This window comes from Azospirillum aestuarii, from assembly GCF_016632405.1.
Classification (GTDB): Bacteria; Pseudomonadota; Alphaproteobacteria; order Azospirillales; family Azospirillaceae; genus Azospirillum; species Azospirillum aestuarii.
The window spans coordinates 689-27,512 of the sequence record NZ_JAEPIV010000015.1; the positions used below are offsets into that span (position 1 = coordinate 689).

Genomic DNA, 26,824 nt, shown 5'->3' on the forward strand with positions numbered 1-26,824 from the left:
CCACTGCGTCGGCAACCGTCGTCATGCTCGGCATCCTCTCACAGAATGCCAACCTCAACAGCCGCCAACACAGATGATCCCGGCTGTAGTATTAGCGTGCGGCAGCCCTCCTGTTCCGGAAGCGCGTGATTTCGGCACGCCAGATCCAGTGTTCCGAATCACTACCGCCGATACGCACCCTCGAACAGATCCCCCATTGCCCGCCGCAGCAGGATCGTGAGCCGAAACTGCCGGCGATGATGCTCCCGATCATTGAGGATGTGGCATCGCTGGCACCACGCCGCGAGGTTCTTCGGCTTCACGTTGGGCGGATCGTGATCCCGGTGGCAGGCCGCCAGGATCACCCTGGTCTTCCGCATCCGGCAGGCCTCGACCATATCCGGCCAAGCCGTTTCCTTGCCGCGGGCATCCCTCCAGGTGTGCAGGTCCACATCGAACCAGCGCCCATCCGGGAGCACCCGCAGTTCGTGCCCATGGGGGCGCCCGCACCTCCAGCACCGTCCCGCACCATGGGGGCCGGCAACCTCGAAGCGGATGTGCTTAGAGATCAGTGGCCAGTCGATCGGGTACAGCGAGCGGGTTTCACGGCGGATCGGCATCCCGGAAATGTAGCATGACGCGAACCGCTGAGCATCTCTACAATTATCAAGGAATCGGGGCAAAGCGGATAGGCGGACAGCGCGGTTCCGTGACAAGTGGTGTGAATCGGCAGGGGGGGCGACCCCGATCGGCACAATAAGCTGCTGAAAGTATGAGATCCATTGGGACCCCGCCTGCGCGCCGTTTCACAGGCAACGGAGAAAAACCACAAAACCGGCCCCACATTGTGGCGATCGGGCGGCAATCAAATTATGCACAGCCGTCCAAGGGCATTTTCTGCTTGTGATATCTCAGGCCATGCCTTACTTTCGGTTAGTCGACGTTGCTCTGGGCTTTGTTATTCCGATCCCGTCCAAGGATTTGAGTCTCTTCCCGAAGTGAAATTGATGCCCTGCGCAATGTTGTGCGGGCAACGCCAGGAAGGGAACTGACCCATGGCCATCGGAACCGTCAAGTTTTTCAATTCGACCAAGGGCTTCGGCTTCATCCAGCCCGAAGACGGCACGGCGGACGTGTTCGTCCACATTTCCGCCGTCGAGCGCGCCGGGATCAGCAACCTCGGAGAGGGCCAGAAGCTGTCCTTTGATGCGGTTCGCGACCCTCGCCGCGGCAAGGTTGCCGCCGAGAACCTGCGCGCACTCTGAGCCCAGCGGGTTCAGGAAAGAAGGGTGGCTCCGGCCACCCTTTTTTGGTACCGGGAGCCGGGAAGGCTGCTGTCGCCCCCCTTGGCGGGTGCAGCATCGCCGCCTTTGGCGACCGAGACCGATCCTTAGGCTTGTCTGCCGGCCTGCCTGGGCCACGAGCATTTCCAAAAACGAAAATGGATGGACATGAACGGTTTTAAGAACGCCGGGCTTTCGGAGCGTCTGAGCACAGCGGCGGGCGCGAAAAAGGCCCTGCTCGAGAAGTTCAAGGCGCAATCGAATGTGAACGATCTGACCTTTGCGGAGCGGGAAGAAGCTCGGCGGGCCGTGCGTATCGCCCGTGAGGTTCGCGAGGCGGAGCGCAACGCAGCCCGCGAAGCCCGCAAGGCCGCCGAGCAGGAAGCCCTGCAAGCGGAACAGGCGAAGCGCGCCGCCCGCGAGGCGCAGGAGGCTCAGGACGCCGCCGAGCAGGCCGCGCGTCAAGTGGCCATGGCAGCGGAGGCGAAGGCTGCCCGCGACGCCCGATACGCAGCCCGCAAGGCCAGAAATCGGTGATGTTCCGCGGTGTCCAGGCGGCACCGCCAAACCCGCTCAGCCCAAACGTTGAGCGGCTCCGATTTCGATGGCGGGAGATGGAAGCCAGATGATGAAGGGTCTGCCATCATCCCGCTCCAAGTCGTTAACGCCCATGCAGAAAAACCTGAGCATGGCTGACAAGCGTCTGTTTTTGCTCCTGATCGCCGAATAATCTTGATATTACCGCATCATACCTTATTCTATGGATATTGATCGCTGGAGGCTTAACCGTCTCTTGAGAGAGACGCGGTAGGTTTCTTGGCGTGGCACCCTGCCGCGCTCCTCAGCAAGTCGCAACTCCCTCTTTCGACCCCCTCCTGGCGAGATAGCCGGCGCTTGACCGTTCCCCAACCGGGGGTGTGGTCCGCTTTGCGCCGTCATGCTTGTGGAAGGTCCCACTCCTTGTCCGAAGATTTCGTTTCCGAACAGATCGTTTCCGAACAGACTTTCGCTGATCTCGGCATTCATTCCAAAATCGCCCAGGCTCTGGGTGAGCATGGCTACACCACGCCGACGCCCGTTCAGGCGGCGGCCATCCCTCCGGCGTTGGCCGGCCGCGACATCCTGGCCACTGCCGAAACCGGTACCGGCAAGACCGCGGCCTTCATGCTGCCGGCCTTGACCCGCGTGGCCGAGTTGCCCGCTCCCGCCGTCGCCGCGCCGCGCATCCTCGTGCTTGCCCCGACGCGCGAACTGGCCAGCCAGGTCACCCAGGCGGCGCGCAAATACGCCAAGCCGCTGCGCATGAACATCATCGACGTGGTTGGCGGCATGCCGTACGGTGAGCAGCTTCGCATGCTGTCTCGTCCGGTGCACGTCGTGGTTGCGACCCCTGGCCGCCTGATTGACCACATCGAACGCCAGCGCATCGACCTCGGCGCCGTCGAGGTGCTGATTCTCGACGAGGCCGACCGCATGCTGGACATGGGCTTCCTCGATGACGTCGAGCGGATCGCCGACGCCTGCAAAGCCGGCCGCCAGACGTTGCTGTTCACGGCCACGCTGGACCGCCGTATGAGCCAGCTCGCCGGCAAGCTGCTGCGCAACCCGGAGCGGGTTGCTGTGCAAAGCCAGGCGACCGCGATCAACGTGGAACAACGCCTGCACCATACCGACGACATGGACCACAAGCGTCGGCTGCTGATGCACTTTGCCGGCCAGGACGAGGTCGGCAAGGCGATCATCTTCGCCGCGACCAAACGCGATGCCGACGCACTGGCCGAGGAACTGAGCGCTGCCGGCCACGCCGCCGCCGCCCTGCACGGCGACATGGACCAATCCAAGCGCAACCGCACCCTTCAGCGGCTACGCACAGGCCAAGTCCGTCTGCTGGTCGCGACCGACGTTGCAGCACGCGGCATCGACGTGCGCGACATCACCCATGTCATCAATTTCGACCTGCCGCGCTCGGCTGAGGATTATGTCCACCGCATCGGCCGCACGGGCCGGGCCGGGGCCTCGGGCATCGCGGTGTCTTTCGCATCCCGCGCCGACCGTGAGGCGCTGTCCCGCATCGAACGCTTCACCGGGGCGATGCTGGCGATCCATACGATTTCCGGTATGGAGCCCCAACGTTCCTTCTCCGGCGGCACTGGACGGCCGACAGGTCGCCCGGCCGGCAATCGTGGCGGAGCGAGGCCATGGCAGCGTGACGGCGGCCAAGGCAGGCCACAGGCCCGCGCCGGACGCTGGTAAACGCGTTCGAGCGAGACGACCAGATCAGGTGCGGTCCCGAACGGGCATTGGAATAAGGCCGAGCGCGGGAACTTCGGCTTTCCGATGCCGCGCGGCCTCATCCGCCGGCCCTCGGGGGAGATCGTCCAGGATCCCGACGAGCGGGCGCGCGACGGCCTTCAACTCGTCTTCGAGATCTTCGAGCGGCGGCGCAGCATCCACGGCGTGGTGCGGTACTTTTACGCCCACGTCCTCCAACTCCCTGATCGGGTGCGGGGCGGGCCGGCCAAGGGCGCCCTCGTGTGGGCGCCCGTCACCCGGAATGCCGTGCTGAAGTTCGAGAGTCACCGTCGGCGCGTTCCAGGCGGCCTGCAGATCGTCCGCCAGTCCGGCGGAATCCGGAACGTCGGCCACCGAAACGGGAGCCGACACGGACGCGACCTGTTCGCTGACATCGAAGCCCACTACAATCGCCAGCCAATCCATTCGGCTCTCGGCTGCATCACTCCAGAGCAGGCAGAGCTTCGGGCCGCATAACCCGGTGTCCATTCTTCCGGGCGAGGCTCAATCAGTTCATTCATCGGTTCCGCACACGATTCAGCAGCGCGACGAATTCCTGCCGATCGAGGAGTCCGTCGTGATTGGTGTCGGCCTGCTTGAAAGCAGAATCAACAATATCAAGAAACTCAAGAGTGTCTATCTTGCCATCGGTTCCGGATATACTTTTGAATGCATCGGGCTGTAGAAAGGTTTCATCAGCGGTTAAAGAAAGGTCCTTGTTGTGATCCAGAATATAGAACACCAACATTTGATTATTTTTGAACTCTGTCATTGAAACACTGCCATCCTGATCGTCGTCAAGAAGTTCGAAGATCCTGGCGTCGCGTGCGTTTTCCGCGGAAGCCGCCGCCGCGGTCGACACAATGTGCGGGAGCGCCGCCAGAGCCACAATCAATGTGAACGCCATTTCCACCTTCACGGCCATGGCCGATCCCCCCTGTCAGATCGGGATGCTCTGCTTCGCCCTGGTATCGGGCCGCAAGCCGGCGTCGCTTCAGAAGTAGCGTACGGCCGCTTTCAGGAATGCTACGGTAACGCCGCGTTGCATCACGGCGCTCAGAGCCACTCGCCGCCGGCCGTCTGCGACGGCGGAACGGCAAGCCCAGCCTTGCGCAAGCCATCCACGATCCGGACGATGATGTCCGGGTGGATGTTGCGCCGCTCGAATTCGGAAACCGCCTTGATCGGGAAGTTCGGGTCGAGCCGCAGGATCTCGGAAACCGCTTTCGCCGCCTCGGCGCGGTTCCCGGTCTGGCCCTGTATCATCGCCAGCGCGACGTGGCCAAGAATGACCTCCCGCCCCAGATTGGCCCGTCGCATCTCCTCGAGCGCGTCGTCATAGCGACCGTTCACGTAATGATACGTGGCGATCACAATGCGGTACCAGCTCGGCTGCGCCGGGTTGCGCGCGAACGCCTCGCGGATCAGCGGAATTCCGCGCTCCCACTCGCCGGTCAAGCTGTAGCAGCGCCCAAGGTCGGCGAGGATCGCGCTGTCGTTCGGATTGAGCGCGAGCGCCTGCTCGTACGCGGCGATGCTGCGCTGCGGCTCACGGCGCAACCACCAGGCAAGCCCGAGCGCCTGAAGGGACAACGCGCTGTCCGGAGCCAGCGCCACCGCGCGCTCGGCCAATTGCAATCCGTGATCGATCGGGTCGGGGCGCGCCGGACTGGGGTTGAAGCCGAGCCGGGCTTCGTCGATGGTGATCATGGCGAGCGCCGCCCAGGCTTCCGGATAGCCGGGGTCGCTCCTGGTTGTCCGTTCAAGGCAATCCCGCACCTCGGCGTGGAGAGCGACGCTGAGTTGGCGCCAGTACTGGCGGGTTCGCAGAAGGCAGGCGTAGGACGACAGATCCTGTGGCGCATGCTGGCCGCTCAACCGCGCCTCCTCGCGCTCGATCACGCCGTCCGATTGCGCCAGGGTGCGGGCAACCTGAACGGCGATGTCGTGGCGCAGATCCAGCAGCCTCGCCGGCGTGGCGGCGCGTCGGAAACTGTCCGACCACAGGTAGCGATGATCCTTCGCCGCGATCAGCGTGGCCGTGATTTGGATGTAGTCACCGGTTTGAGCGACGCTGCCCTTCAGCAGGTAGTCGACGCGGGTGGTCGGCACGGCCTCGCGCAGGGCCGGCGCCGAAGGGTAGCGGAAGCTGGTGTCGGCGCCGAAGACCAGAAGATCATCGAAGCGGACGAGCGCCGCGACGAGATCCTCGGTGATGCCGTCGGCGACGAGGTCGAGAGCCGGATCGCCGGAGCCGTTGGTGAACGGCAGAACCAACAGGGCCGGACCGCGCATCGCCCGTTGTGGCGCGTCCGGCGCCGCGGCGCGCTCCGGGGCGTTCTTCGACGGGTCGGGAGCGATGCCGCGCCACCCGGCGAAGAGCCCCAGACCGACCACGGCCAGGAGAGTGACCATGGCCGCGACGGCCAGCCAGCGGAGCGGATGGTCGATGCGGCGTCCAAGAAACAGCCGCGCGCGGTGAGGAGCCGACTTTTCATGGGTTGGTGCCGATGCCGGGCCGGAGGCGTTGACTGGAAGGTCGGTCCCGGCCGCGACCGGCACGACGGAGAATTGGGGAACGTAGCCACCCTTGGGAATGGCGATGCGCAGGGGGTCGGCGGCGCCTTCGGTCAGATAATAGTGCTCCAGGGCGCGGCGAAGACGGCCAGCCTGAATGCGGACCACCGGATCGAGCAGCGGGTCGAAGCTGGCGTCACGGTCGAACACATCCATGGCGATGGTGTAGGCCTTGATGCGATTGGCGCGCCCGGCCAGAGCCTCCTGCACAACGAATTGCAGAAAGCGGCGGCCACGGGCGGACCCGCGCAGGCTGCGGCTGGCCAGCACGCGCGCCAGCGCCGCGTCGATGAGCGGCGCCGTGACGGCGGACGCAGGCACATCGGTGGTCTGCGGTTCGCCGGAGGTGTGAAGCACGACGCCCTCCATCCGTTGAGTCCATTCCGCAGCCGCCCCCCATATCGCAAGCGGTTGCAGCAACATTCGGTCCATGCCGGCGCGGCCTGTGCCCGCCAAGCGCCTGACGCTGTGGACGTCATGATCGCGAGGCGCATGACGCAGCATCGGAAATAAATATATCAGTACATAGAAGGTTTTTAAGCGTGACTGGCGCCAATGATCATTGCAATCAATCGCGCCGATCCAAGGATGGAGGGCAGTTTAGTCCGAAGAAGTGGCGGCTGGAACACTCACCGACGATATAGACGCTTCACGCCCACGTTCTGGCTACATTACTTCGTTCGGAATCGTAGAATTTACCTTTTCGTGTAGCGCGCGAAGCCGTTCTGAACACCTGTTACGGTATCAAGGCCAACAGTTTCACGCTTCAAGGTGGCTGACGATTCGGTGCAGGTTATCGAAGGGGCAAAGTCTGGGGCAAGTCAGGCACCCCGGCGCTCTTCCAGGACCGGGGAGACTGGCCCATGTCGGATAAGCTACGGCACGTCGTGGAGCGATTCCCGGACTTGGAAGAGATGATCAAACAAAACAGCGCCGACAACCGTTTCTTTCGCAGCCTCTGTGAAGATTATGGAGAAGCCGTCGAGATTTTGCGCGGATGGGAGGCGTCGAACAGCGGGCGACGCTCGAAACGCACCGCCGCGTGCCGCGCTCTTATCGCGGATCTCGAACAGGAAATCCTGCTCGAACTTCAGAACCGGATCGATGGTGTATGACCATTCGCCAAGCCGGTCGCCTGCCGGTCACTGAGTCTGCCAATGAACCGCCAGTCCCGTTACGGATCACACGGAACACCCGTCCGCGAGGATGATGAGCATGGCAAAAAAACTGAAGACCACGCAGCGCGTGGAGTGCGCGCAACAAAAGCTCAAGCGGCGGGACTACGAACGCTCGCTTGCGGAGCTTCATGTCGAACTGGTGAAGCTGCAACAATGGGTTGTTCACAAAGGCATGAAGGTCTGTGTCGTCTTCGAAGGGCGCGACACCGCCGGCAAGGGCGGAACCATCAAGGCCATCACGGAGCGCGTGAGCCCGCGCGTGTTCCGCGTCATTGCCCTGCCAACGCCAACCGAGCGCGAAAAGTCGCAAATGTACATTCAACGCTACATCCCGCATCTGCCAGCCGCCGGGGAAGTCGTCATCTTCGACCGGAGCTGGTACAACCGCGCCGGAGTCGAGCGGGTGATGGGCTTTTGCACCGAGGAACAGGCGAAGCGGTTCCTCGACGCCGTCCCGAGCGTGGAGAAGGCCATCATCGAGTCCGGGGTGATTCTGCTGAAATATTGGCTCGAAGTCAGCCCGAAAGAGCAAACGCGTCGTCTTGAAGCACGGATCAACGATGGGCGGAAGGTCTGGAAGCTGTCGCCGATGGATTTGAAGTCCTACGGCCGCTGGTATGACTATTCGCGGGCCCGCGACGACATGTTCGCACAGACCGACACCTCCTGGGCGCCGTGGTTCGTCGCGCGGTCGGACGACAAGAAGCGGGCGCGCTTGAACATCATCCGCCACATGCTCGACCGCATCCCCTACGAAGAGCTGCCCAGGGAAGCCGTGAAGCTGCCCAAGCGCCAGGACCCGGACGGCTACAAGGACCCCAACTATCCGTCGAAGGTCATTCCGGAACGGCAATGGCCTGTGGGATGAAGCCGAACGGTCATCCGCGTTCAGCGCCGCCGCCGAACGAGCCACAGACGGATGGACCACAGACCGGCGACGAGGATTCCAGCCGCCACGGCACCCGGAAGGGCGAGGTCGCCGGCACCGGACCGTGAGGGACGGCCGCTCATCAACGCCGCGCGGACCTTCTCCAGATCCTCCCTCAAAGATGGGAGGGGGAGCGTGGAGATATCCTCCACCGGGATGGACCCCAGTATGCGTCGCGGGTCCGCCGCTGCCCGCCACCGGCTGTCCAACGGCAGGCTCTCGGCAAGCCGGCCGACCTCCCTCTCTTCCGTGAAGAATTGCGGATCGAGCGTCAGCGGGAACAGGGTCGTCTCGCCCCGCATGTGCAGCTCGATCATCGCGTTCACGTCGTTGCAGACGCCCAGCGCGTAATAGCCGCCGAACGGAAGCTCCGGATGGCGCTGCTTGATCGCGTCATAGGCGCGCACGATGACGCCGGCGAGGCGGATCGCCTCCATCGCCTCCTCCCCACGGTAGCGGTGCGCCACCCTGCCCATGACCCAGGCCTGATCGCGCGTCACGCTTGGGCGGAACACGGCCTGGCCGTCGATTCCGAAATAGAAGGACAGATCCGCGTTGACCACAGGGCCACGGACGACGAGTTCGTGCTGCGAATGGCTGACCGGAACCAGAAGGGTCCGGTCCGTGCCGGGGACCGGCAGCCGGGTGTCGATCCAGAACGGCGTCAGGACATCGCGGCCATGATAGATAAGGTCGCCGAAATTGGCGAAATACCGCGAATCGCGGACTTCCACGTCGTGGCCGTCCAGCGCCAGCGCGTCCATCAGGGCGTGGGGCGTGTCCAGCGTCCGACCGTCGAGGATGATCCGGTAACGCCGCCCCCCGTCCGGCGCATTCAGGGAGAGGCGGTTGAGCAGCTGGGCCAAACGCAGGCCATCGGCATGGCGTTCGGCCAGCTCGGGATCGACGCGGTCGCCGGCTTCCAGCCCAAAACCCAGCGGGCGCAGATAGGCATCCGGTGCCGGAGGGGTGCCGACGGCGGGAATGCCCAGCTCCTCATCGACAGCCGCCTCGACCGTTGCGGGGGCGGGTGGGAGGTCATCATCGCCGGACCGGTCCAGCATCGCTCCGGCAAGTCGCACGGACCGGCCCATTCCCTGCACGGTCAGCCCGGGAAACCGGTCCAGACCCTCGAAATCCTTGCCGAGGATCATCTCGCGCAGCCGCTTGATCTCATCCGGCCCCAGAATGCCGCCCGCCTTCGGATTGCGCCCCAGGCGCCGGTACAGGGCTTCCACGAAATCCGGATTCCGGGCCAACTCGGACATGACCTGCGAGACGGGCAGCCATGGCGCCTCGTCCGACCGCAGAGACGCGGAGCACAGCAGGATTCCGGACAGAACGAGAGCGGAAACGGCGCGCGCCAGACCCGCCATCATGGGAGCCGCCATCACCGGGTCCGGCTCGCGACGCGCGGGGCGCCAGTGCCCGGCGGCCCACACTCATTGCGTTTCGTGCAGGATTCATCCCAATGGAGGAGAAGGATGCGGCGCACCTCCTCGATGGTGTGCGGATCGGACTGCGTCGAGTGCCCGGAACGCACGACATACTCGGATTCGACCCCGTCGATGTGGGCGCTTTTGTATTCCACGACGCCATCGTCGCCGGTTTCGACGGGTCCGTCGCCGCGCACCGCGATGATCGAGTGCGCCTTGACCCCCTCGGCGATGGGTATGTGCGCCAGGGTCTGGACCAGCAGGCTGCCGGGGGTCATGGCGTGGACGCTGCCAAACCCTGTTTGCCCGGCGAGCGTGGTGCTGGCGCTGTCCAGCTGGCCGATCTCCGAGGTCACTCTCAGGATGCGCCCCGGCAACCGCACGAGGCTTGCGACCAGATGGCTGATCCGGTTGCCGGCGACGTAGCTGCCGCCGTGCGGCGTGGCGATGAAGACGAGGCGCTTGACCGACGGCACCGGCTTCACGAACAGGGCGCGGGTCAGCAGGTCGCGCGTCTCCCGGTCGAGCTGAAGCTGGTCGGGCGGCTTGCGGAACGCCGCGTTCCACAGCCGGGCGCCGGTGTTCACCGCCGCCATCTTGGTCAGCAGGCCACCCTGGCTGTGCCCGATGACGACCATCTCGCGCAGAGCCGGTTCCCGCCCGGACGGGTCCAGGGCGGCCACCGCCTCTTGCAGCGCATCGCGCAGCAACAGGGCGGAGTAGGGAACGGGATTGCCCGTCTCGTAGCTGAAGAACCAGAACTGGAAGCGGTCGCGGATGCGCGGGTCGCTCTTCAGATCGTTCAGCATCTCGGCCCAGCGCACCGGACTCGATGCCGTCCCGTGTACGAAGACGACGGGGATGCGGCCGGACCGGTATGGTTCCAGCGCGACCAGGCGGGACGGCATCTTGTCCAGCAGGCCACCGCGCAGGAAGCCGCCGAACTCGAATTCCCAGACCGGCATTCCGTTCAGCATGTAGGCCAGCGTGGAGGTGTACTCGACCTCCAGCGGCACGGGCTGACGGTCGATCAGCACCGCTTCGGTGTCGGACGAGGGATAGAGTTCGAGTTGCGCGCGCACCTGCCCGCCCGTGATCTGGCGCCGGGGATCGGGGATGCGCAGCAGCGCGGTCACGGGCGTCTTGACGCGCGGGGCGACCTGGAAGCCCTTCGCGAGGGTGTCCTGCGTGGTCCCCGCCGCCAAGGGGGCGCCGATGCCAGGCTGGCGATAGCGGGCGTCGAGGCCATGGACCTGCAACTCGGCGACCGGAAAGAAACTGGTCAGCTGGCGCCCGCCCCACACCAGTTCCCGAGGATCGAAGGCCACATCCAATTCACCGAACGGGAGCGGGTGGCGCGCCTCCCGAATGGCGATGCCGGTTCTGTCCTCCGTCGCCAGTCCGGAGGTCAGGCTACGGTTGTACAGATCGGTGGCCAGCCGGAACCGCGGGTCGTAGGGGCTGGGCGGCTGGTCCATTCCTCCCGGAAAGAGAAAAGCGTAGGCGTAGAGGGCGGACGCCAGATAATAGGGCCGTCCTCCCTGCTCCTCGGCGTGCAGGAACGACATCTCGGCCAAGGCGAAGATCTCGTCGGCGCCGCCATGCCCCTGCGCGACCACCGCGCGGAGGTCGGCCATGGCGTTCTCCGGCTGCGTCAGGAATCGGTCCGCCAACGACCATCGGCGCAGCACGTTGTGGGTCGGATCGCTGAGCGCGTGCGCCGACAGGACATTGTGCGTGAGTTGCCGGTGGACGGTGCCGTGGTCCACGCGCTCGACGCTGACCGCCGACGCACAGCCCCCGACAAGAAGCGTCCCGACCAGCAGGGCCGCGACGGCGAAGCCTTTCGGAAAGGGCGGCCGCCTCATCCCGCAGCCTCCTGCGCCACCTGTCGCCATCGGCCGGGCATCATGGCTTGCGTACACTCCCATGCCCTCCGCCCGTGCTTTCGGCCCATGCTCTTCGGATGCGTTCGCGACCGCCGCCGTTCAGAACCAACTCTTGCGCGCCGGCTCGATCGACACCGCGAGGGCTTCGCTGACGACGGCGGTGATCGTGTCGCCGACCTTCAGCGACGGGAGCTTCGCCTGGCGGGCGGGGTCCGTCACATTGACGGTGTAGACTTCGCCGCCGTTGGGATTGACGAGGTCGATGCTGTTCGCACTGAGGTCGATGCCGACGACCAGCCCGCTGAGCCGTGTCACCTGCACGCCGATGCCGCCCGGCGCCTCGGCCGGGCGCGCGACCGCCTGCTGGACCTCATCCTCGGGCACGGGGGTGCCGGGTTGGGACACCATGAAGGCCACGGAGCGGTAGAACTGCGCATCGACGGTGTCTCCCATCTTCAGCATTTCCAGGCGCACCGCCGGCCCGGCCATGACGGTGACCGGCGTGCCCGACCGACCGGCCAGCGTGACCTTCCGCTTGCCCACATCGATGGCCGTGATCTTCGCGTGGATCGTGACGGCGGCGCTTTCCGGAATGATGTTCGTCAGAACGGGCCTGCTCTGCGCCGACGCCGGATGCGGAACGGTAGCCGCCGCCAAGAGCGCGCCGCAGAGGATGCCCACTGCGGTGGCGGTGACCGTTGGCAAGGTTGCACGACGCTTCATGCTGTCCTCCTGTCTTGCCCGGCATGCCCCACGGCCGCCATTGAGGCGCGACGTTGGAGTGCGGGTCTGGGGCCATCCGGTGTGGGGTGTTGTTTCCCACAGCCAAGTTCTGTAGCCCGAGAGGCCGACGCTGACGAGTATTCTACGGTAGCCTGGCTTTCGCTGATCTCTGCCGTTTGGCCTTGTGTTCAGAACACACCCGGCACGGCGAAGAGTGTGAAGCATGGACGGCTTGGGCAATCTTGGTTACTGTAATGAATGTTACGGTAGCGTACTTGGCACAATGATGGTGTTCCGCCGTTCCTCACCACGGGCAACCGCCATCAGTACCCCCGGTTATGAGGGAGCCGGCGGTCGAACGGTGTTTCTTTCCACCAGGGCCTCGCCCCGTCACGTGCCCCGCCACCTGCGCCCTTCCGCATGGCGAGCCTACGCGCGGGCGCACCGGCAACGCGGGACAGCGTTACCGTAGCGGCCCGCATCGACGGTGGCCGCTACTTTCAATGGCTCCGCTCCATGGTGCTCAATGATCACCGGAGTCGGGCTCGCAGGAGCATGTGAAAGCACGCCAGGGATCACAGAAGCCGTTTTCCCAGGCCTTTCACCGATGCCGCCGGCGCTGCATCCGGGGCAGGAGGGATGTCGATGAACGGACCCAGGTGGCTGATACGGTCGGCGCTGTGCCCGATGCTCTGCGCTTTCGCCCTGGTCGGGCCTGCCTTCGGGGCCGAAGCGCCGCCACCCGACACGTCGCCGCAAGCGGTTGAACAGAACGAGCCGCAGGACGCCCTGATCGACGACGAGGCGATGACCGTCCTGGAGCGCATGGCCGACACGCTCGCTCAGGCCCAGCGCTTCACCGTGACCATCCGGGCCAGCTACGACGTGGTTCAGGACACGGGAGAGAAGATCACGTTCGGCGAGCGACGCGCCGTCACCCTGAACCGTCCCGACGGTCTGCGGGTCGAAGCGCAGGAAAGCGATGGGAGGCGGTCGCTGGTGACGTTCGACGGCAAGGCGATTTCCGTGTTCAACGCGGACGAGAACGTCTATGGCCAGATCGAACGGGCCGGCACCATCGACGACGCCGTGCGCTATCTGGTCCAGGATCTTCGGGTGCGGTTGCCGCTGGCGCTGTTGCTGGTCAGCACGCTGCCGGATGAGTTGGAGCAACGCCTTCAGGCGCTCGACTATGTCGAGCGGGACACGCTCACGGCGGTGCCGACCGATCACCTGGCGGGGCGGACCGAGGATATCGACTTCCAGATCTGGATCGCCACCGAAGGCCCGCCTCTGCCGCAACGGGTCACCATCACCTACAAGGCCGACGAGGGCGAGCCGCAATACCGGGCCGACTTTTCCGATTGGAACCTCAACCCGGACGTCCAGCCGGCGCAACTCGCCTTCCACCCTCCGGACGGCGCGGAACGCATCCCGGTGATGGTCCGTGTCCGCCGGACCGCGGCCGGCAGTTCGGAAGGAGCGCCGAAATGAACACGCCGTCTTCACGGCCATCGTCACGGCCATCGTCACGGATTGCCTTTTCCATCGCCGCATCCCTGCTTCTGGTGGTCGGATCGGTCGCGGACGCCTATGCCCGCGGCGGTGGTCGCGGCGGCGGCGGCGGCGGCCGAGCTGGCGGAGGGGGGTATTCCCGGTCCGGTCCGGCGGCGGGGGGCGGTTTTTCCGCTCAACGATCCACGGCTCAACGATCCACGGCGGGAGTGGGGGCTCGTCAGGCCGGCGCCACCCAGCGGTCGAGCGACCGGATGGCTTCCGCGCAGACGGCGTCCCGGCAGACCGGCGCTACGGAACGTTCCGCGCAGCGCGCCGAGACGAAGCAGACGCGCACGGAATCCCGGGCCGACACGCGCACTTCGGGCCAGCAGGAGCGGACCGAACGGCAGGGACAGCGGCAGCAGGGCCAGACCGAACGCACGGATGCCCGCCAGCAAGGCCAGACCGAACGCACGGAGTCGCGGGCCTACGCGGCGCAGAACATCGCCAACGACTGGGACGGCCATCACTACGACGATGACGACGACGATTGGGGATGGGCTCTTGCGGGTGCGGCGGTTGGAGCGACCGCCGGCTACATCGCCGGCGCCGCCACGGCGGGACCCACTTACGTGACGGTGCTTCCCTGCACCCCCACCGTCGTGCCGTACGGCGGCGTCAGCTACTACGGCTGCGGCGGAACCTGGTACAACCGCAGCTATGTGGATGGAAGCGTCACCTACGTCACCGTCACTGCGCCGCCCGGTTACTGACCGCCGTGAGCGTGATCATGGCGCGGGCCACGCGCGGACCGCCGGATCGGTTCACATTCTCACGGCCTTTTGCGACAGCACCATTCGCGACAGCACCAGGGCGGGTGGCTCCGTCCTGGTGCTGTCTCGTCGATGGGACCGCCGATCGGTCGCCGAACGGTCACTGAGTGCCGCTTCGCTGGGTGGCCCCCTGCTGCACGCCGCGCTGGTAGGCCGAGGCCTCGGTCCGCTTGTGATAGTCGTAGAGCAGACCGCCAGCCAGGCCGGCGCCCGCGCCGATGGCCGCACCCATGCCGGCGTTGCCGGCTATGGCGCCGATCAGCGCTCCGCCGGCGGCGCCTCCGGTCGTGCCGGTGAGCGCGCGCTGCTGGGTCGGCGACATGTCGGCGCAGGCCGCAAGGGGAAGCGCAACGACGGCGACGCGGAAAAACTGTGTGAGTCTCATGGTCTTTCCCATCCTGGTTGGCCCTTGATCAAAGGCCGTGGACCGCATCGGAGAATCGGATGCCGGCGGGATCAGGCGCCGCAGGGATAGCGCTGGGACAGGAAGCGGAACAGCCCATCCACCGGCGGCGTGTCCATCAACCTGGGATTTTGCTTTGCCCAGGCGATGAAAGCGGAAACGGCGTCGTTGCGCGACGGCGGTGGAGTGGGCGCACACACCAGCTGGCGCTTGCCTTCGGCGGCCGCCACGACCTGATGGTATTGATAGGCGCCGACGGCGAAGCCGTGGCAGAAATGGAGAGCCGCAATGCCGGTCGGGTCGTTTGGCGTGGCTTCGCACAGCCGCACGAGGTCGCCCGTGGTCCGGACCTGAAAATTGGTTTCCGTGGCGGTCGGTCCCATCTGCGCGTTCGCAGCGGTGATCACCGTCGCCGATAGGGCAACGGCCAGAGCGACCTTGGTTCGGTGTTTCATGGTTTGCTCCCAGCGCCTTTCATGGACGGCTTTTCATGGACGAGGAGACGACTCCCCCTGACGAACCGGCTGGCCCGATACGAAATCGATGGACAGCCGATTGGATGGACAGTGTGCAGAGGTCGGGGGGGCAATTTAACTTGCAAAACACTGTGCTTTGGAAGGTAGCATTCCTCCAAGCCAAAACGCAGTCATGCTACGGTAACGCCCACCGTATCGATCATGTGAAGAAGTCTGTCTTCTGTCCAAAATGCCAATGAATAGTCAGAATTGATGCCTTTCGTGGGATGCCTTATCTCATAAAGAAAAGAAATGCATCAGATATTTTAAAATAAATCAATTCGATTGAGCTTTCATTGACTCTTTTCAAAATTGAATTTCATTCACGGAAAATCCGAAACCGGGATCTGTGCCGGACGACGGCGCCGCCACCCCATTTGGGGCATGAGCCAGCAAGGGGGCGTGGCTTGATACGGTAACAAGGCCAACAGTTGCATGCTTCAACGCGGCGGGTGGTCTGGTGCAGGGTTTTTCTGCGTCTAAGCCAAGGCCTCAGCCACTTGGCGTTTGCGATAGGGCTCTTGCGATGGGGCGTTTCGGCGCCTCCGGCGATGCGACACCTTCGCGCATGCAAAGAGGCCGGTCAGCACTGCAAACGCACAGCCGATCCAAGAGCGTACAGCCAGAGAGGACATGTGATGAAGACTCGGCGGGAACGCCCCCCGACTGGACAACAGCCTCTGATGCCTTGGCTTTCCGCCTGGACTGCGGCATTCCCCTCCCTTGGCTCCTTTCTCGGCCCCTTCATCGAACCCGCAGGGGGTGGAGCCGCTGCAAAACCGGCTGGGACGAAGCCCGTTGGAGAGACGGCGGCCGGGAAAGGCGCGGATGGTTGGCCAACGCCGACTTTTCCCAACCCGTTCAACCTTCCCAACCCGTTCCAGGACGCCGTCGACTACGGCGTCGATGCCATGCAGCGTTGGGTCCTGTTCCTGGATGTTCTGCGGCGCCGCGGCGACCAGTTCATGGAGCACGCCGATAAAGGAAAGCCGCCCGTCCTGTCCTTCCCGTACGAGGTCGTGATGGAAGGGCGGAAGCTGAAGCGGCCGTGCAACTACATGCTGCTTCGCATCCTGCCGGACCCCGCCGTCGGCACCGACCCGGCCAAGCGTCCGTTCGTGATCGTCGATCCGCGCGCCGGTCACGGGCCGGGCATCGGCGGCTTCAAGCCGGACAGCCAGATCGGCACGGCTCTGCGCGCCGGCCACCCCTGCTACTTCATCGGCTTCCATCCTGAACCGGAGCCGGGCCAGACCCTCGCCGACGTAGGGGAGGCCGAGGCCTTCTTCATCGAGCATGTCGGAAAACTGCACGACAATGCGGGCGGCAAACCGTGCGTCATCGGCAATTGCCAGGCCGGCTGGGCGGTGATGGCGCTGAGCGCGGTGCGGCCCGACCTGATGGGACCGATCATCATCGCGGGCTCCCCGCTGTCCTACTGGGCCGGCGTGAAGGGGCGGAACCCGCTGCGCTACCTCGGCGGGCTGTATGGGGGGGCCTGGCTCGCCGCCCTGGCCAGCGATCTCGGCAACGGCCGCTTCGACGGGGCGCATCTGGTCGGCAACTTCGAGAAGCTCGACCCGGCCAACACCTATTGGAAGAAGGCGTACAACCTGTACGCCTCCATCGACACGGAAGCGGACAGGTACCTTGAGTTCGAAAAGTGGTGGAGCGGCTTCTTCCTGCTGAACGGGGAGGAGATCGAGGCCATCACCGACGAGCTGTTCGTCGGCAACAAGATGACCAGCGGCGGCATCGTTCGGAACGGGCGCCGGCTGGACTTGCGGAACATCCGCTCGCCCATCCTGGTCTTCGCGTCCTTCGGCGACAACATCACGCCGCCGCAACAGGCGCTGGGCTGGATACTCGATCTCTACAGCGACGTCGAGGACATCCGGGCCCACGAGCAGACCATCGTCTACAACCTCCATCACGACATCGGGCATCTGGGCATCTTCGTGTCCGGCCGCGTCGCCCGCAAGGAAACGTCGGAGTTCGTCGAGAACATCGACTTCATCGACCTGCTGCCGCCCGGTCTTTACGAGATGATCCTTCAGCCGAAGGACCCGAACGTTCCCGGCGCCGATCTGGTCGCGGGCGGCTACGTGACGCGGTTCGAGCCGCGCACGCTCGACGACATCCGCGGGCTCGGCGGCAACACGCCGGAGGACGACCGTCGCTTCGCCGCGGTGGCCCGCATCTCGGACATCAACAAGGGCCTGTACGCCACCTTCGCGCGGCCCTCCATCCAGGCCACCGTTACCGAGCCCTTCGCCGAATGGCTGCGGATGATGAACCCGGCGCGCAGCCAGTATTACCTGTTCTCGCACCTTAACCCCTTCATGGCGCCGGTCGGACCCATGGCCGACTGGGTGCGCGAGCACCGCCGCCCGGTGAGCCTGGACAACCCGTACCTGAGCGCGCAGAACCGCGTTTCGGACGAGATCGTGCAGGGGCTCGACCGCTGGCGGGACGCGCGGGACGGCGCCGTCGAGCGCCTGTTCATGGGCCTCTACAACGCTCCGATCCTTCAGGCTCTGGTCGGTCTGGCCGCGCCGGGCGAGGAAGCGCGGCCGCCGCACGTCCGCGACGAGGCGTTCGAAGCCCTGTTCGAGAAGCGGATGGCCGAAATCATGGCCCGTGTGGAGGAGGGCGGGGTGCGGGAGGCGCTGTTCCGCGTCCTGATTCACGCGCGGCGCGGCGAAGGCGCCCTCGACGAGCGCGCCTTCCAGATGCTGCGGAAAATCCGTGAGGAACACCCCGCCACCCAGCACCTGTCCGTGGACGTCGTCCGCGCGGTCTTCCGCGACCAGGTCTTCCTGATGCTGATGGACGAAGCCGCGGCGATGAGCGCGCTGCCCAAGCTCCTGCCCGGCGAGAAGGAGCGCAAGGAGGTGATGGCGCTGGCGGAACGGGTTCTGGAGGCCTCCGGACCGCTGACTCCCGAACAGCGCGCCCGCCTGCGGCAGGTGGACGCCCTTCTGCAGAACAAGGAGCAGCGGATCGAGGCCGAGCGCGAGCCGCCTCTGCGCGTGATGCCCGGAGCCGGCGGATCGCCGCTGGGCAAAGCCGCCTCCGACCTCAGCAGGATGGAGACGCAGCAGGCGCCGATGCGCACCGCAAAGGTCAAGTGAATCCGCTGTCGTCGCACGAGGCTGACAGGAAACAGCTGACAAGAAACAAAGGGGAACCCGTCATGAGCAACGTCGATCAGACCAAGGCGGCCAAGGCCGTCCCCAACATCGGTGACGACCTGATCACGCCCGACGAACTCCGAAAGCTCACCGAGGAGCATGAGATGGCGCTGCTCCAGGAAGCCCTGGAGCGGGAAAAGAAGCACATGAAGGAACAGGACACCGTCCGCGACGCCTTCATGAACCAGCACATCCGCCCCGATGCCAAGGAGCGGTTCACGCGCGCGGTGCGCGACGCCGCCTCGCGCGGCATCAAGGAGATCCAGGTGGCGCGCTTCCCGAGCAGCTACTGCACCGACGGTGGCCGGGCGATCAACAACTTCGAGCCGGACTGGCCGAATTCCCTGACCGGCTACGCCCGCGAAGCCTACGAGGTCTTCGACAAGAATCTGAGGACGAAGGGCTACAAGCTGCGGGCTCAGATCCTGGACTATCCCGGCGGAATGCCGGGGGACGTCGGGCTCTATCTGCGCTGGTGAGGAGGGCGCGTCATGGCCGACAGCCAACCACCTCCCACGCGCCGTCATGAGAAGTACGAACGGCTGGTCGCCGCCTGCCGCGACATCTCCCCCGTCCCCACAGCGGTGGTGCACCCCTGCGACGCCTCGTCCCTGGGCGGCGCCGTCGATGCGGCCCGTCAGGGCTTCATCACCCCGATCCTGATCGGCCCAGCCGCGCGCATCCGGGCGGTGGCGGACGAGTCCGGGCTCGACATTGCCCCGTACGAGATCGTGGACGTGCCACACAGCCACGCCGCCGCCGCCACGGCGGTGGAACTTGTGCGCCAGGGGCGTGCCCAGCTTATCATGAAGGGAAGCCTGCACACGGATGAACTGTTGCGCGAGGTGGCCAGGAAGGACAGCGGGCTGCGGACGGAACGGCGGATCAGCCACATCTTCATCATGGACGTGCCGACCTACGGGAAGCCGCTGTTCATCACCGACGCCGCGGTGAACATCGCGCCGACCCTCGAGGACAAGCGCGACATCATCCAGAACGCCATCGATCTGGCGCGGGCGCTGGGGAATCCCCAGCCGAAGGTGGCGATCCTGTCGGCGGTCGAGACCATCAACCCGAAAATCCCCTCCACCGTGGAGGCCGGCGCGCTGTGCAAGATGGCCGACCGTGGGCAGATCACCGGCGGCCTGCTGGACGGGCCGCTGGCGCTCGACAACGCCATCAGCCCCGAAGCGGTGAGGATCAAGGGTATCGAGTCCCCGGTCGCCGGGCAGGCCGACATTCTCGTCGTGCCGGATCTGGAGGCGGGCAACATGCTCGCCAAGAACCTGACCTTCCTGGCGAACGCCGATGCCGCCGGCATCGTGCTGGGCGCGCGGGTGCCCATCGTGCTAACCAGCCGGGCCGACAGCGTCATGACGCGCATGGCCTCCTGCGCCGTGGCGGCGCTGTACGCGCACCGGCAACGGGTCGAGCAGCCGGTGAAGGGGTGAGGTCGCCATGACCGAGACGATCATGACCGAGACGATCCTGGTCATCAACGCCGGTTCCTCCAGCATCAAGTTCCAGCTGTTCGATGCGGCGGACGGGACGCTGCCGGTGCGCCTGCGCGGCCGGATCGAGGGGATCGGCACGACGCCCCGGCTGGTCGTTCAGGACGGCAGCCAGGACGGCGGCGTCCCCTTGCCGGCGGAGTCCGGTGACGGGGTTCCCGGCGCGCTGGCCTTTCTCGGCGCGTGGCTGCGGGAGCGGCTGGGCGGTGCCATGCCGGTGGCGGTCGGGCATCGGGTGGTTCACGGCGGACCGGCCTACGACACCCATGTGGCGGTGGACGACGCGGTGATCGGGACGCTGGAAACCTATGTCCCGCTCGCCCCGCTCCACCAGCCGAACAATCTGGCGCCGATCCGGACGATCCGGAAACTCTTGCCGGACGTGCTTCAGGTGGCCTGCTTCGACACGGCCTTTCACCGGCACCATTCCGAACTGGCCGACCGCTACGCCATCCCTGACGCCCTCTACCAGGAAGGCGTGCGGCGCTACGGCTTTCACGGCCTGAGCTACGAATACATCGCCGGGCGCCTGCCGGACCTCGCTCCCGAGATCGCCGGCGGGCGGGTCGTCGTCGCGCATCTCGGCAGCGGGGCCAGCATGTGCGCCATCCGGGACGGGCGCAGCGTGGACAGCACGATGGGATTCACCGCGCTGGACGGGCTGCCGATGGGGACGCGGCCAGGGCAGCTGGACCCCGGCGTGGTCCTGTATCTGATGGACAAGGGCATGGACGCCCGCGCCATCGAACGGCTGCTTTACCACGACTGCGGTCTGAAGGGGTTGTCCGGCATCAGCAACGACGTCCGTGACCTGCTGGCCAGCACCGATCCGCGCGCCAGGCTCGCGCTGGAGTGCTTCGCCTACCGGGCGAGCCTCGCCATCGGGTCGCTGGCCGCCGCCATGGGGGGCATCGACGGGCTCGTGTTCACGGCCGGCATCGGCGAACGGGCGCCGGCCATCCGCAAGGCCATCGCGGAGCGGGCGCGCTGGCTCGGTTTCGACCTCGACGAGGCGGCCAACGCCGCGAACGCGCTGTGCATCACGACGCCGGACAGCCGGGTCAAGGGCTGCGTCATCCCGACCGACGAGGAACGGATGATCGCGCTCCACACCCGCAAAATCCTCCGCCGCCACCGCTCCGCGTGACACGGTCCTGGGAAGGAGAGAGGCGCCATGTCCTGGTCAACTGGGTTCGGGTCATCCAGATCGGCAATTTTCGCCGGCCTCCTGCTTCTCGGCTGCGAGCAGCCGGTGCCGCCACCGGCCGAGGCGACGCTGATCCGCGCGCTGCCGGTGCAGGTGAGCCAGTTCGACCGCACCGCCGCGCTGACCGGTGAGATCCAGGCCCGCCACGAGAGCAACCTCGGCTTCCGCGTCGGCGGCAAAGTGGTCGAGCGACTGGTGGACGTCGGGCAGACGGTCACGTCCGGCCAACTGCTGGCGCGGCTGGACAACCAGGACCAGACCAACGCCTTGCGGTCCGCCGAATCCGACGTGGCGGCGGCGCAGGCCGCGGTCGAGCAGAGCCGGACGCAGGAGGAGCGCCAGCGCTCCCTGCTCGCCAACGGCTTCACCACCAGGGTCCAGTACGACAACGCCCAGAAGCGCTACCAGCAGGCGCAGGCCGAGCTGAACTCCGCCGAGGCACAGCTGGGCTCGGCCCGCGACACGCTGTCCTACACCGAACTGCGCGCCGACCGCGACGGGGTCATCACGGCGAAGATGGCGGAGCCCGGCCAGGTGGTCGCCGTCGGCCAGACGGTGCTGCGGCTGGCCGATCCGGGAGAGCGGGAAGCGGTCTTCCAGGTGCCGGGCGCCAGCATCCGGCTGGAAGGACGGGAGGGCCTGCCGACGGTGGAGGTGCGGCTCGTCAACGATGCGAAGACCGTCACCGAGGGAACGATCCGCGAGGTGTCTCCGGGGGTCGATCCGGTGACCCGGACCTACACCGTGAAGGTTTCCCTGCCCAACGCCCCCGACGCCTTCCTGCTGGGCTCCTCCGTCGTCGGGCGGGCCAAGCTGCCGGCGCGGCCGGTGGTCAATCTGCCGTCCTCGGCGCTGTTCCAGACGGAGAATGGACAGCCGGCGGTGTGGGTCGTGGCGCGGCCGGCCGACACGGTGAGCCTGCGCCCCGTCTCCGTCCTGCAATACGACACAGGCACGGTCACCGTCTCCAGCGGCCTCGACAACGGCGATCTGGTGGTGGTCGGCGGCATTCAGAAGCTGCGGCCGGACCAGAAGGTCACCATCAAGCAGGGGAGCGGCGTATGACCCGCATCGCGCGACCAACCACGCGGCCCCCAACCACGAACCCGCTTCTCATCGCGCTGCTGGCCCTGGCCCCGGTGCTGGCGGCCTGTCAGCCGCAGGGCGGCCATCACGCCGACGCGGCGCCGGTGATCCGCCCGGTGCGGACCATCACCGTGGAGCCGGTGACCTTCCGGATGGGCGGCTCCGCCACCGGAACCATTGAGGCGCGGGCCGACGCCGACCTTGGCTTCCGCATCGCCGGAAAGCTGGTCGAGCGCAAGGTCGATGTGGGCAGTCTGGTCAAAGCCGGCGACGTGCTGGCGCGGCTGGACGACCAGGACCAGCGCAACGCGCTGCGGACCGCCGAGGCGAACCTCGCCTCCGCGCAGGCCGATCAGGTGCAGGCGCGCAACGAGGAGTCCCGCAAGCGGGAACTGCTGGCCAACGGCAACGCCCCCCAGGCGCAGTACGACGCGGCGCTGCTGGCGATGCGCACCGCCGACGCCAAGGTCGTCGCGACGCAGGCGGCGCTGCAATCGGCCCGCGACCGGGTCGGCTACACGGAACTGCGGGCGGATCGGGACGGCGTGGTGACCACCATCGGGGCCGAGCCCGGACAGGTGGTCGAAGCCGGCCAGATGGTGGTGCGCGTCGCCCAGCCGGAGGAGCGCGAAGCCGTCTTCAACGTCGCCGAAACCGGCATCCGGGCGGCGCCGAAGGACCCGGTGATCGAGGTCTCGCTGGCCGGCGCACCGGACATCGCGGCGGTGGGCCGCGTCCGCGAGATCTCGCCCCAGGCCGATCCCGTCACCCGGACCCACACCGTCCGGATCGCGCTGGACAACCCGCCCGACGCCCTGCGCCTCGGCGCGACCGTCGTCGGCCGCCTGAAGCAGCCACCCGCCCCGGTGGTCGAGCTGCCGGGAACGGCGCTGTTCGAGGAGGCGGGGCGGAGCTTCGTCTGGGTCGTCGATCCGAAAGCCCAGATCGTCCGGCGCCAGCCGGTCGTGATCAGACCCAGGGACGGCGCCAGGGACACCGATGGCCCGGTCATCGTCACCGAGGGGCTGACCCGCGGCGACATCGTGGTCACCGCCGGGGTGCACAGCCTGAGCGACGGCCAGCGGGTCCGGTACAACCAGAAAATAGAAACGGCGGCTGCACCATGACCGGCTTCAATCTCTCCGAGTGGGCTCTGCGCCACCGTTCCTTCGTCTGGTACCTGATCATCTCGCTGACGGTGGCGGGAGGCATGGCCTACATGCGCCTCGGCCGCGAGGAGGACCCGGCCTTCACGATCAAGACCATGGTGGTACAGGCCAACTGGCCCGGCGCCACCATCGAGGACACCATGAAGCTGGTGACCGACCCGATCGAGAAGAAACTGGAGGAGATCCCCTATCTCGACTACGTCAAGAGCTACACCAAGCCCGGCATCTCGGTCGTCTACGTCAACCTGAAGGATTACACGCCGGCCGAGGCGGTGCCCGACCTGTGGTATCAGGTCCGCAAGAAGATCGCCGACATGAAGGCCACCCTGCCGCAGGGCGTGCAGGGGCCGGCCTTCAACGACGAGTTCGGCGACACCTTCGGCACGGTCTTCGCCTTCACCGCCGACGGCTTCAGCTACCGCGAGTTGAAGGACTACGCGGAGACCGCGCGGGCCGATCTCATGCGCGTGCCGGACGTCGGCAAGATCCAGTTCGTCGGCGTCCAGAACGAGCGGATCTATCTCGACTTCTCGACGCGCAAGCTGGCCGCGATGGGGATCGACCGCGAGCAGGTCATCGCCGAGCTTCAGGCGCAGAACGCCGTGGCCCCGGCCGGCGTGGTGCAGGCGGGCGACGAGAAGATCTCGGTCCGGGTCAGCGGCGCCTTCACGTCGGAGGACAGCCTGCGCGCCATCAGCCTGCGCGCCAACGACAAATTCTACCGGCTGGCCGACCTGGCGGACATCCGGCGCGGCTACGCCGACCCGCCGTCGCCGCTGTTCCGCTACAACGGGCAGCCGGCCATCGGGATGATCATCTCCATGGCGGCCGGCGGCAACGTGCTGACGTTCGGCGAGGGCATCCGCGAGCGGATGCGGCAGGTCGAGGCGAACCTGCCGGTGGGCATCGGCGTCCACCTCGTCGCCAACCAGTCGGTGGTGGTGGAGGAATCGGTCGCCGGTTTCACCAAGGCGCTGAAGGAAGCGGTCGTGATCGTCCTGGTGGTCAGCTTCATCAGCCTGGGCCTGCGCGCCGGGCTGGTGGTGGCGACCTCCATCCCGCTGGTGCTGGGCATGACCTTCATCGGCATGGAGTTCTTTGACATCACGCTCCAGCGCATCTCCCTGGGCGCGCTGATCATCGCGCTCGGCCTGCTGGTGGACGACGCCATGATCACCGTGGAGATGATGATCACCAAGCTGGAGGAGGGCTTCAGCCTGGATAAGGCGGCGACCTTCGCCTACACCTCCACGGCCTTTCCCATGCTGACCGGCACGCTGATCACCGTGGCCGGCTTCATTCCCATCGGCTTCGCCCAGGGCGGTGCGGCGGAATACTGCTTCACGCTGTTCGCCGTGGTGGCGATGGCGCTGCTGTTCTCCTGGATCGTGGCGGTCCTGTTCGCGCCCCTCATCGGGGTGAACGTGCTGCCCAAGACCATGAAATCGAAGCATGGCGGCGAACCGGGGCGCCTGATGCGGATGTTCCGGGGCAGCCTGCGCCTGGCCATGCGGGCGCGCTATCTGGTGATCGTCGCCACGCTGCTGCTGTTCGGCCTGTCGGTCTTCGGCCTGCGCTTCGTCCAGCAGCAATTCTTCCCCGCCTCCGACCGCCCGGAACTGCTGGTCAATCTGACCCTGCCGCAGACGGCCTCGATCCGGGCGACCGAGGAGGTGGTGGATCGCTTCGAGAAGGTGCTGGCGGCTGATCCCGACGTCGAGCGCTGGAGCTTCTACATCGGCCAGGGCGCGGTGCGCTTCTACCTGCCGCTCGACGTGCAGCTGGCCAACGACTACTTCGCGCAGGCCGTGGTGGTGACCAAGGGCTACAAGGTCCGCGAGGACGTTCGCGCCCGGCTGGAGAAGGTGCTGAACGAGAACTTCTCCGATCTGAACACGCGGGTCAGCCCGCTGGAGATGGGGCCGCCGGTCGGCTGGCCGATCCAGTACCGCGTCTCCGGACCCGATGTGGGCGAGGTGCGGGCCATCGCCGCACGGATGGCCGACACCATCGGCACCAACCCCTACACGCTGCTGGTCAACTACGACTGGAACGAGCCGTCGAAGGTGGTGCGGGTCGACGTGGACCAGGACAAGGCCCGCCTGCTGGGGATCAGCTCCAAGTCGCTCAACCAAGCGCTGAACGCCACGGTGTCGGGCGCGGCCTTCACGCAGGTGCGCGACGACATCTACCTGATCGACGTGGTCGCCCAGGCGACCAACGCGGAGCGCAGCTCCATCGAGACGCTCCGCAACCTCCAGATCGCCATTCCGGACGGCCGCACCGTGCCGCTGGGCGAGGTCGCGACCATGCGCTACGACCTGGAGCAGCCGGTGGTCTGGCGGCGGACGCGCCTGCCGACCATCACCGTCCAGGCCGATCTGGTTCCCCCGCTGCAGGCCGCGACGGTGGTGCAGCAGCTGGCCCCGGCGGTGGACGAGCTGCGGCGCAGCCTGCCGCCCGGCTATTCCATCGAAGCGGGCGGCACGGTGGAGAACAGCGCCAAGGGCATGGCCTCGATCACCGCCGTCTTCCCGATCATGATCTTCGTCATGCTGACCATCCTCATGATCCAGCTTCAAAGCTTCCAGAAGCTGTTCCTGGTCATCAGCGTGGCGCCGCTCGGCCTGATCGGCGTCGTCGCGGCGCTGCTGCCGACGGGCACGCCGCTGGGCTTCGTCGCCATTCTGGGCGTGGTCGCGCTGATCGGCATGATCGTCCGCAACTCGGTCATCATGATCGCCCAGATCGACGAGCATCTGGAGGCCGGGGAGCATCCCTGGGATGCCGTCATCAACGCCACCATGCACCGCGTGCGGCCGATCCTGCTGACGGCGGCGGCGGCCAGCCTGGGCATGATCCCCATCGCGCCCGAGGTCTTCTGGGGGCCCATGGCCTACGCGATCATCGGCGGCCTGATCGTGGCGACTCTGCTGACGCTGCTCTTCCTGCCGGCGCTCTACGTCGCCTGGTTCCGTATCCGGGAACCGGCGGCGGAGGAACGCGCCAAGCCGCGGTACGACGAGGCCATGCACCCGCCGGGGCCGGCGCCGACCAAGGGCGTGACGAGCGGTGTGTGACCATCCACCGATCCGCCCCCTGACGCGGCGCGTCTCCGAGAACG

General features: G+C 66.2%; 22 protein-coding genes and 1 pseudogene. 14 read left to right on the forward strand and 9 right to left on the reverse strand.

What is annotated here, in order from left to right; genetic code table 11:
* Positions 1–161: 161 nt before the first annotated feature.
* Entirely contained in the window at positions 162–599 is a 438-nt protein-coding gene (locus tag JJL56_RS21725) for a hypothetical protein (protein WP_200486230.1), read from the reverse strand.
* Between the two features lie 435 nt (positions 600–1,034).
* Between JJL56_RS21725 and JJL56_RS21730 the strand changes: the two genes are divergently transcribed.
* The 3 genes from JJL56_RS21730 to JJL56_RS21740 all read left to right on the forward strand — a co-directional run bounded on the left by JJL56_RS21730 (position 1,035) and on the right by JJL56_RS21740 (position 3,515).
* Complete coding sequence (locus JJL56_RS21730; protein WP_149222407.1) at positions 1,035–1,244, forward strand: cold-shock protein; 210 nt, start codon at positions 1,035–1,037, stop codon at positions 1,242–1,244.
* Positions 1,245–1,424: 180 nt separating this feature from the next.
* Positions 1,425–1,799 (forward strand): DUF6481 family protein, encoded by a 375-nt coding sequence (locus JJL56_RS21735; RefSeq protein WP_247891182.1) that lies wholly within the window; start codon positions 1,425–1,427, stop codon positions 1,797–1,799.
* Between the two features lie 423 nt (positions 1,800–2,222).
* Entirely contained in the window at positions 2,223–3,515 is a 1,293-nt protein-coding gene (locus JJL56_RS21740; RefSeq protein ID WP_247890293.1) for a DEAD/DEAH box helicase, read from the forward strand.
* A 24-nt stretch (positions 3,516–3,539) separates the two neighbouring features.
* Here the strand turns inward: JJL56_RS21740 and JJL56_RS21745 are convergent, their stop codons facing one another.
* From JJL56_RS21745 to JJL56_RS21755, 3 genes are all read right to left on the reverse strand, one after another.
* The gene (locus tag JJL56_RS21745) at positions 3,540–3,980 is read right to left on the reverse strand and encodes a hypothetical protein (protein WP_200486342.1); all 441 of its coding nucleotides are present in this window, start codon (positions 3,978–3,980) and stop codon (positions 3,540–3,542) included.
* Between the two features lie 91 nt (positions 3,981–4,071).
* Positions 4,072–4,479, reverse strand: coding sequence for an EF-hand domain-containing protein (locus tag JJL56_RS21750; RefSeq protein ID WP_200486231.1), 408 nt, complete (start codon positions 4,477–4,479; stop codon positions 4,072–4,074).
* A 131-nt stretch (positions 4,480–4,610) separates the two neighbouring features.
* Positions 4,611–6,500: a tetratricopeptide repeat protein gene (locus JJL56_RS21755; protein WP_200486232.1), complete on the reverse strand. Its 1,890-nt coding sequence runs from the start codon at positions 6,498–6,500 to the stop codon at positions 4,611–4,613.
* Between the two features lie 494 nt (positions 6,501–6,994).
* Between JJL56_RS21755 and JJL56_RS21760 the strand changes: the two genes are divergently transcribed.
* Both JJL56_RS21760 and ppk2 read left to right on the forward strand, forming a co-directional pair.
* Positions 6,995–7,246, forward strand: a complete 252-nt coding sequence (locus JJL56_RS21760) for a hypothetical protein (protein ID WP_200486233.1) — start codon at positions 6,995–6,997, stop codon at positions 7,244–7,246.
* 100 nt (positions 7,247–7,346) lie between these two features.
* Positions 7,347–8,177, forward strand: coding sequence for a polyphosphate kinase 2 (gene ppk2 / locus JJL56_RS21765; RefSeq protein ID WP_200486234.1), 831 nt, complete (start codon positions 7,347–7,349; stop codon positions 8,175–8,177).
* Positions 8,178–8,197: 20 nt separating this feature from the next.
* Here the strand turns inward: ppk2 and JJL56_RS21770 are convergent, their stop codons facing one another.
* The 3 genes from JJL56_RS21770 to JJL56_RS21780 all read right to left on the reverse strand — a co-directional run bounded on the left by JJL56_RS21770 (position 8,198) and on the right by JJL56_RS21780 (position 12,285).
* Positions 8,198–9,628 carry a hypothetical protein gene (locus tag JJL56_RS21770; protein WP_200486235.1) on the reverse strand — a complete coding sequence of 477 codons (1,431 nt, stop codon included), beginning with the start codon at positions 9,626–9,628 and terminating at the stop codon, positions 8,198–8,200.
* On the reverse strand, positions 9,628–11,541 hold the full coding sequence (locus JJL56_RS21775; RefSeq protein ID WP_200486236.1) for an esterase/lipase family protein: 1,914 nt from the start codon (positions 11,539–11,541) through the stop codon (positions 9,628–9,630). The genes JJL56_RS21770 and JJL56_RS21775 overlap by 1 nt, the downstream gene beginning before the upstream one ends.
* A gap of 120 nt (positions 11,542–11,661) precedes the next feature.
* A complete protein-coding gene (locus tag JJL56_RS21780) occupies positions 11,662–12,285 on the reverse strand; it encodes a hypothetical protein (RefSeq protein WP_200486237.1) in 624 nt (207 codons plus the stop codon).
* A 645-nt stretch (positions 12,286–12,930) separates the two neighbouring features.
* Between JJL56_RS21780 and JJL56_RS21785 the strand changes: the two genes are divergently transcribed.
* Together JJL56_RS21785 and JJL56_RS21790 are read left to right on the forward strand one after the other, a co-directional pair.
* On the forward strand, positions 12,931–13,779 hold the full coding sequence (locus JJL56_RS21785; protein ID WP_200486238.1) for a DUF2092 domain-containing protein: 849 nt from the start codon (positions 12,931–12,933) through the stop codon (positions 13,777–13,779).
* Between the two features lie 275 nt (positions 13,780–14,054).
* Positions 14,055–14,555 (forward strand): hypothetical protein, encoded by a 501-nt coding sequence (locus tag JJL56_RS21790; RefSeq protein WP_200486239.1) that lies wholly within the window; start codon positions 14,055–14,057, stop codon positions 14,553–14,555.
* Between the two features lie 160 nt (positions 14,556–14,715).
* On the opposite strand, the gene JJL56_RS21795 is transcribed toward JJL56_RS21790, so the two are convergent.
* On the reverse strand, positions 14,716–15,000 hold the full coding sequence (locus JJL56_RS21795) for a glycine zipper family protein (protein ID WP_200486240.1): 285 nt from the start codon (positions 14,998–15,000) through the stop codon (positions 14,716–14,718).
* A 71-nt stretch (positions 15,001–15,071) separates the two neighbouring features.
* Positions 15,072–15,473 (reverse strand): Rap1a/Tai family immunity protein, encoded by a 402-nt coding sequence (locus JJL56_RS21800; RefSeq protein ID WP_200486241.1) that lies wholly within the window; start codon positions 15,471–15,473, stop codon positions 15,072–15,074.
* Between the two features lie 971 nt (positions 15,474–16,444).
* Here JJL56_RS21800 and JJL56_RS21805 point away from each other — a divergent pair.
* The 7 genes and pseudogenes from JJL56_RS21805 to JJL56_RS21835 all read left to right on the forward strand — a co-directional run bounded on the left by JJL56_RS21805 (position 16,445) and on the right by JJL56_RS21835 (position 26,780).
* The gene (locus JJL56_RS21805; protein ID WP_247891183.1) at positions 16,445–18,667 is read left to right on the forward strand and encodes a DUF3141 domain-containing protein; all 2,223 of its coding nucleotides are present in this window, start codon (positions 16,445–16,447) and stop codon (positions 18,665–18,667) included.
* Between the two features lie 62 nt (positions 18,668–18,729).
* Positions 18,730–19,206: a hypothetical protein gene (locus tag JJL56_RS21810; RefSeq protein WP_200486242.1), complete on the forward strand. Its 477-nt coding sequence runs from the start codon at positions 18,730–18,732 to the stop codon at positions 19,204–19,206.
* 42 nt (positions 19,207–19,248) lie between these two features.
* Positions 19,249–20,178 (forward strand): annotated as a pseudogene (locus tag JJL56_RS21815) (bifunctional enoyl-CoA hydratase/phosphate acetyltransferase); the annotation flags it as partial.
* Positions 20,179–20,185: 7 nt separating this feature from the next.
* Complete coding sequence (locus JJL56_RS21820) at positions 20,186–21,385, forward strand: acetate/propionate family kinase (protein ID WP_247891184.1); 1,200 nt, start codon at positions 20,186–20,188, stop codon at positions 21,383–21,385.
* A 27-nt stretch (positions 21,386–21,412) separates the two neighbouring features.
* The gene (locus tag JJL56_RS21825; RefSeq protein ID WP_200486244.1) at positions 21,413–22,510 is read left to right on the forward strand and encodes an efflux RND transporter periplasmic adaptor subunit; all 1,098 of its coding nucleotides are present in this window, start codon (positions 21,413–21,415) and stop codon (positions 22,508–22,510) included.
* A complete protein-coding gene (locus JJL56_RS21830; protein ID WP_200486245.1) occupies positions 22,507–23,658 on the forward strand; it encodes an efflux RND transporter periplasmic adaptor subunit in 1,152 nt (383 codons plus the stop codon). Before JJL56_RS21825 ends, JJL56_RS21830 begins: the two co-directional genes overlap by 4 nt.
* Complete coding sequence (locus tag JJL56_RS21835) at positions 23,655–26,780, forward strand: efflux RND transporter permease subunit (RefSeq protein ID WP_200486246.1); 3,126 nt, start codon at positions 23,655–23,657, stop codon at positions 26,778–26,780. The genes JJL56_RS21830 and JJL56_RS21835 overlap by 4 nt, the downstream gene beginning before the upstream one ends.
* Positions 26,781–26,824 lie beyond the last annotated feature (44 nt).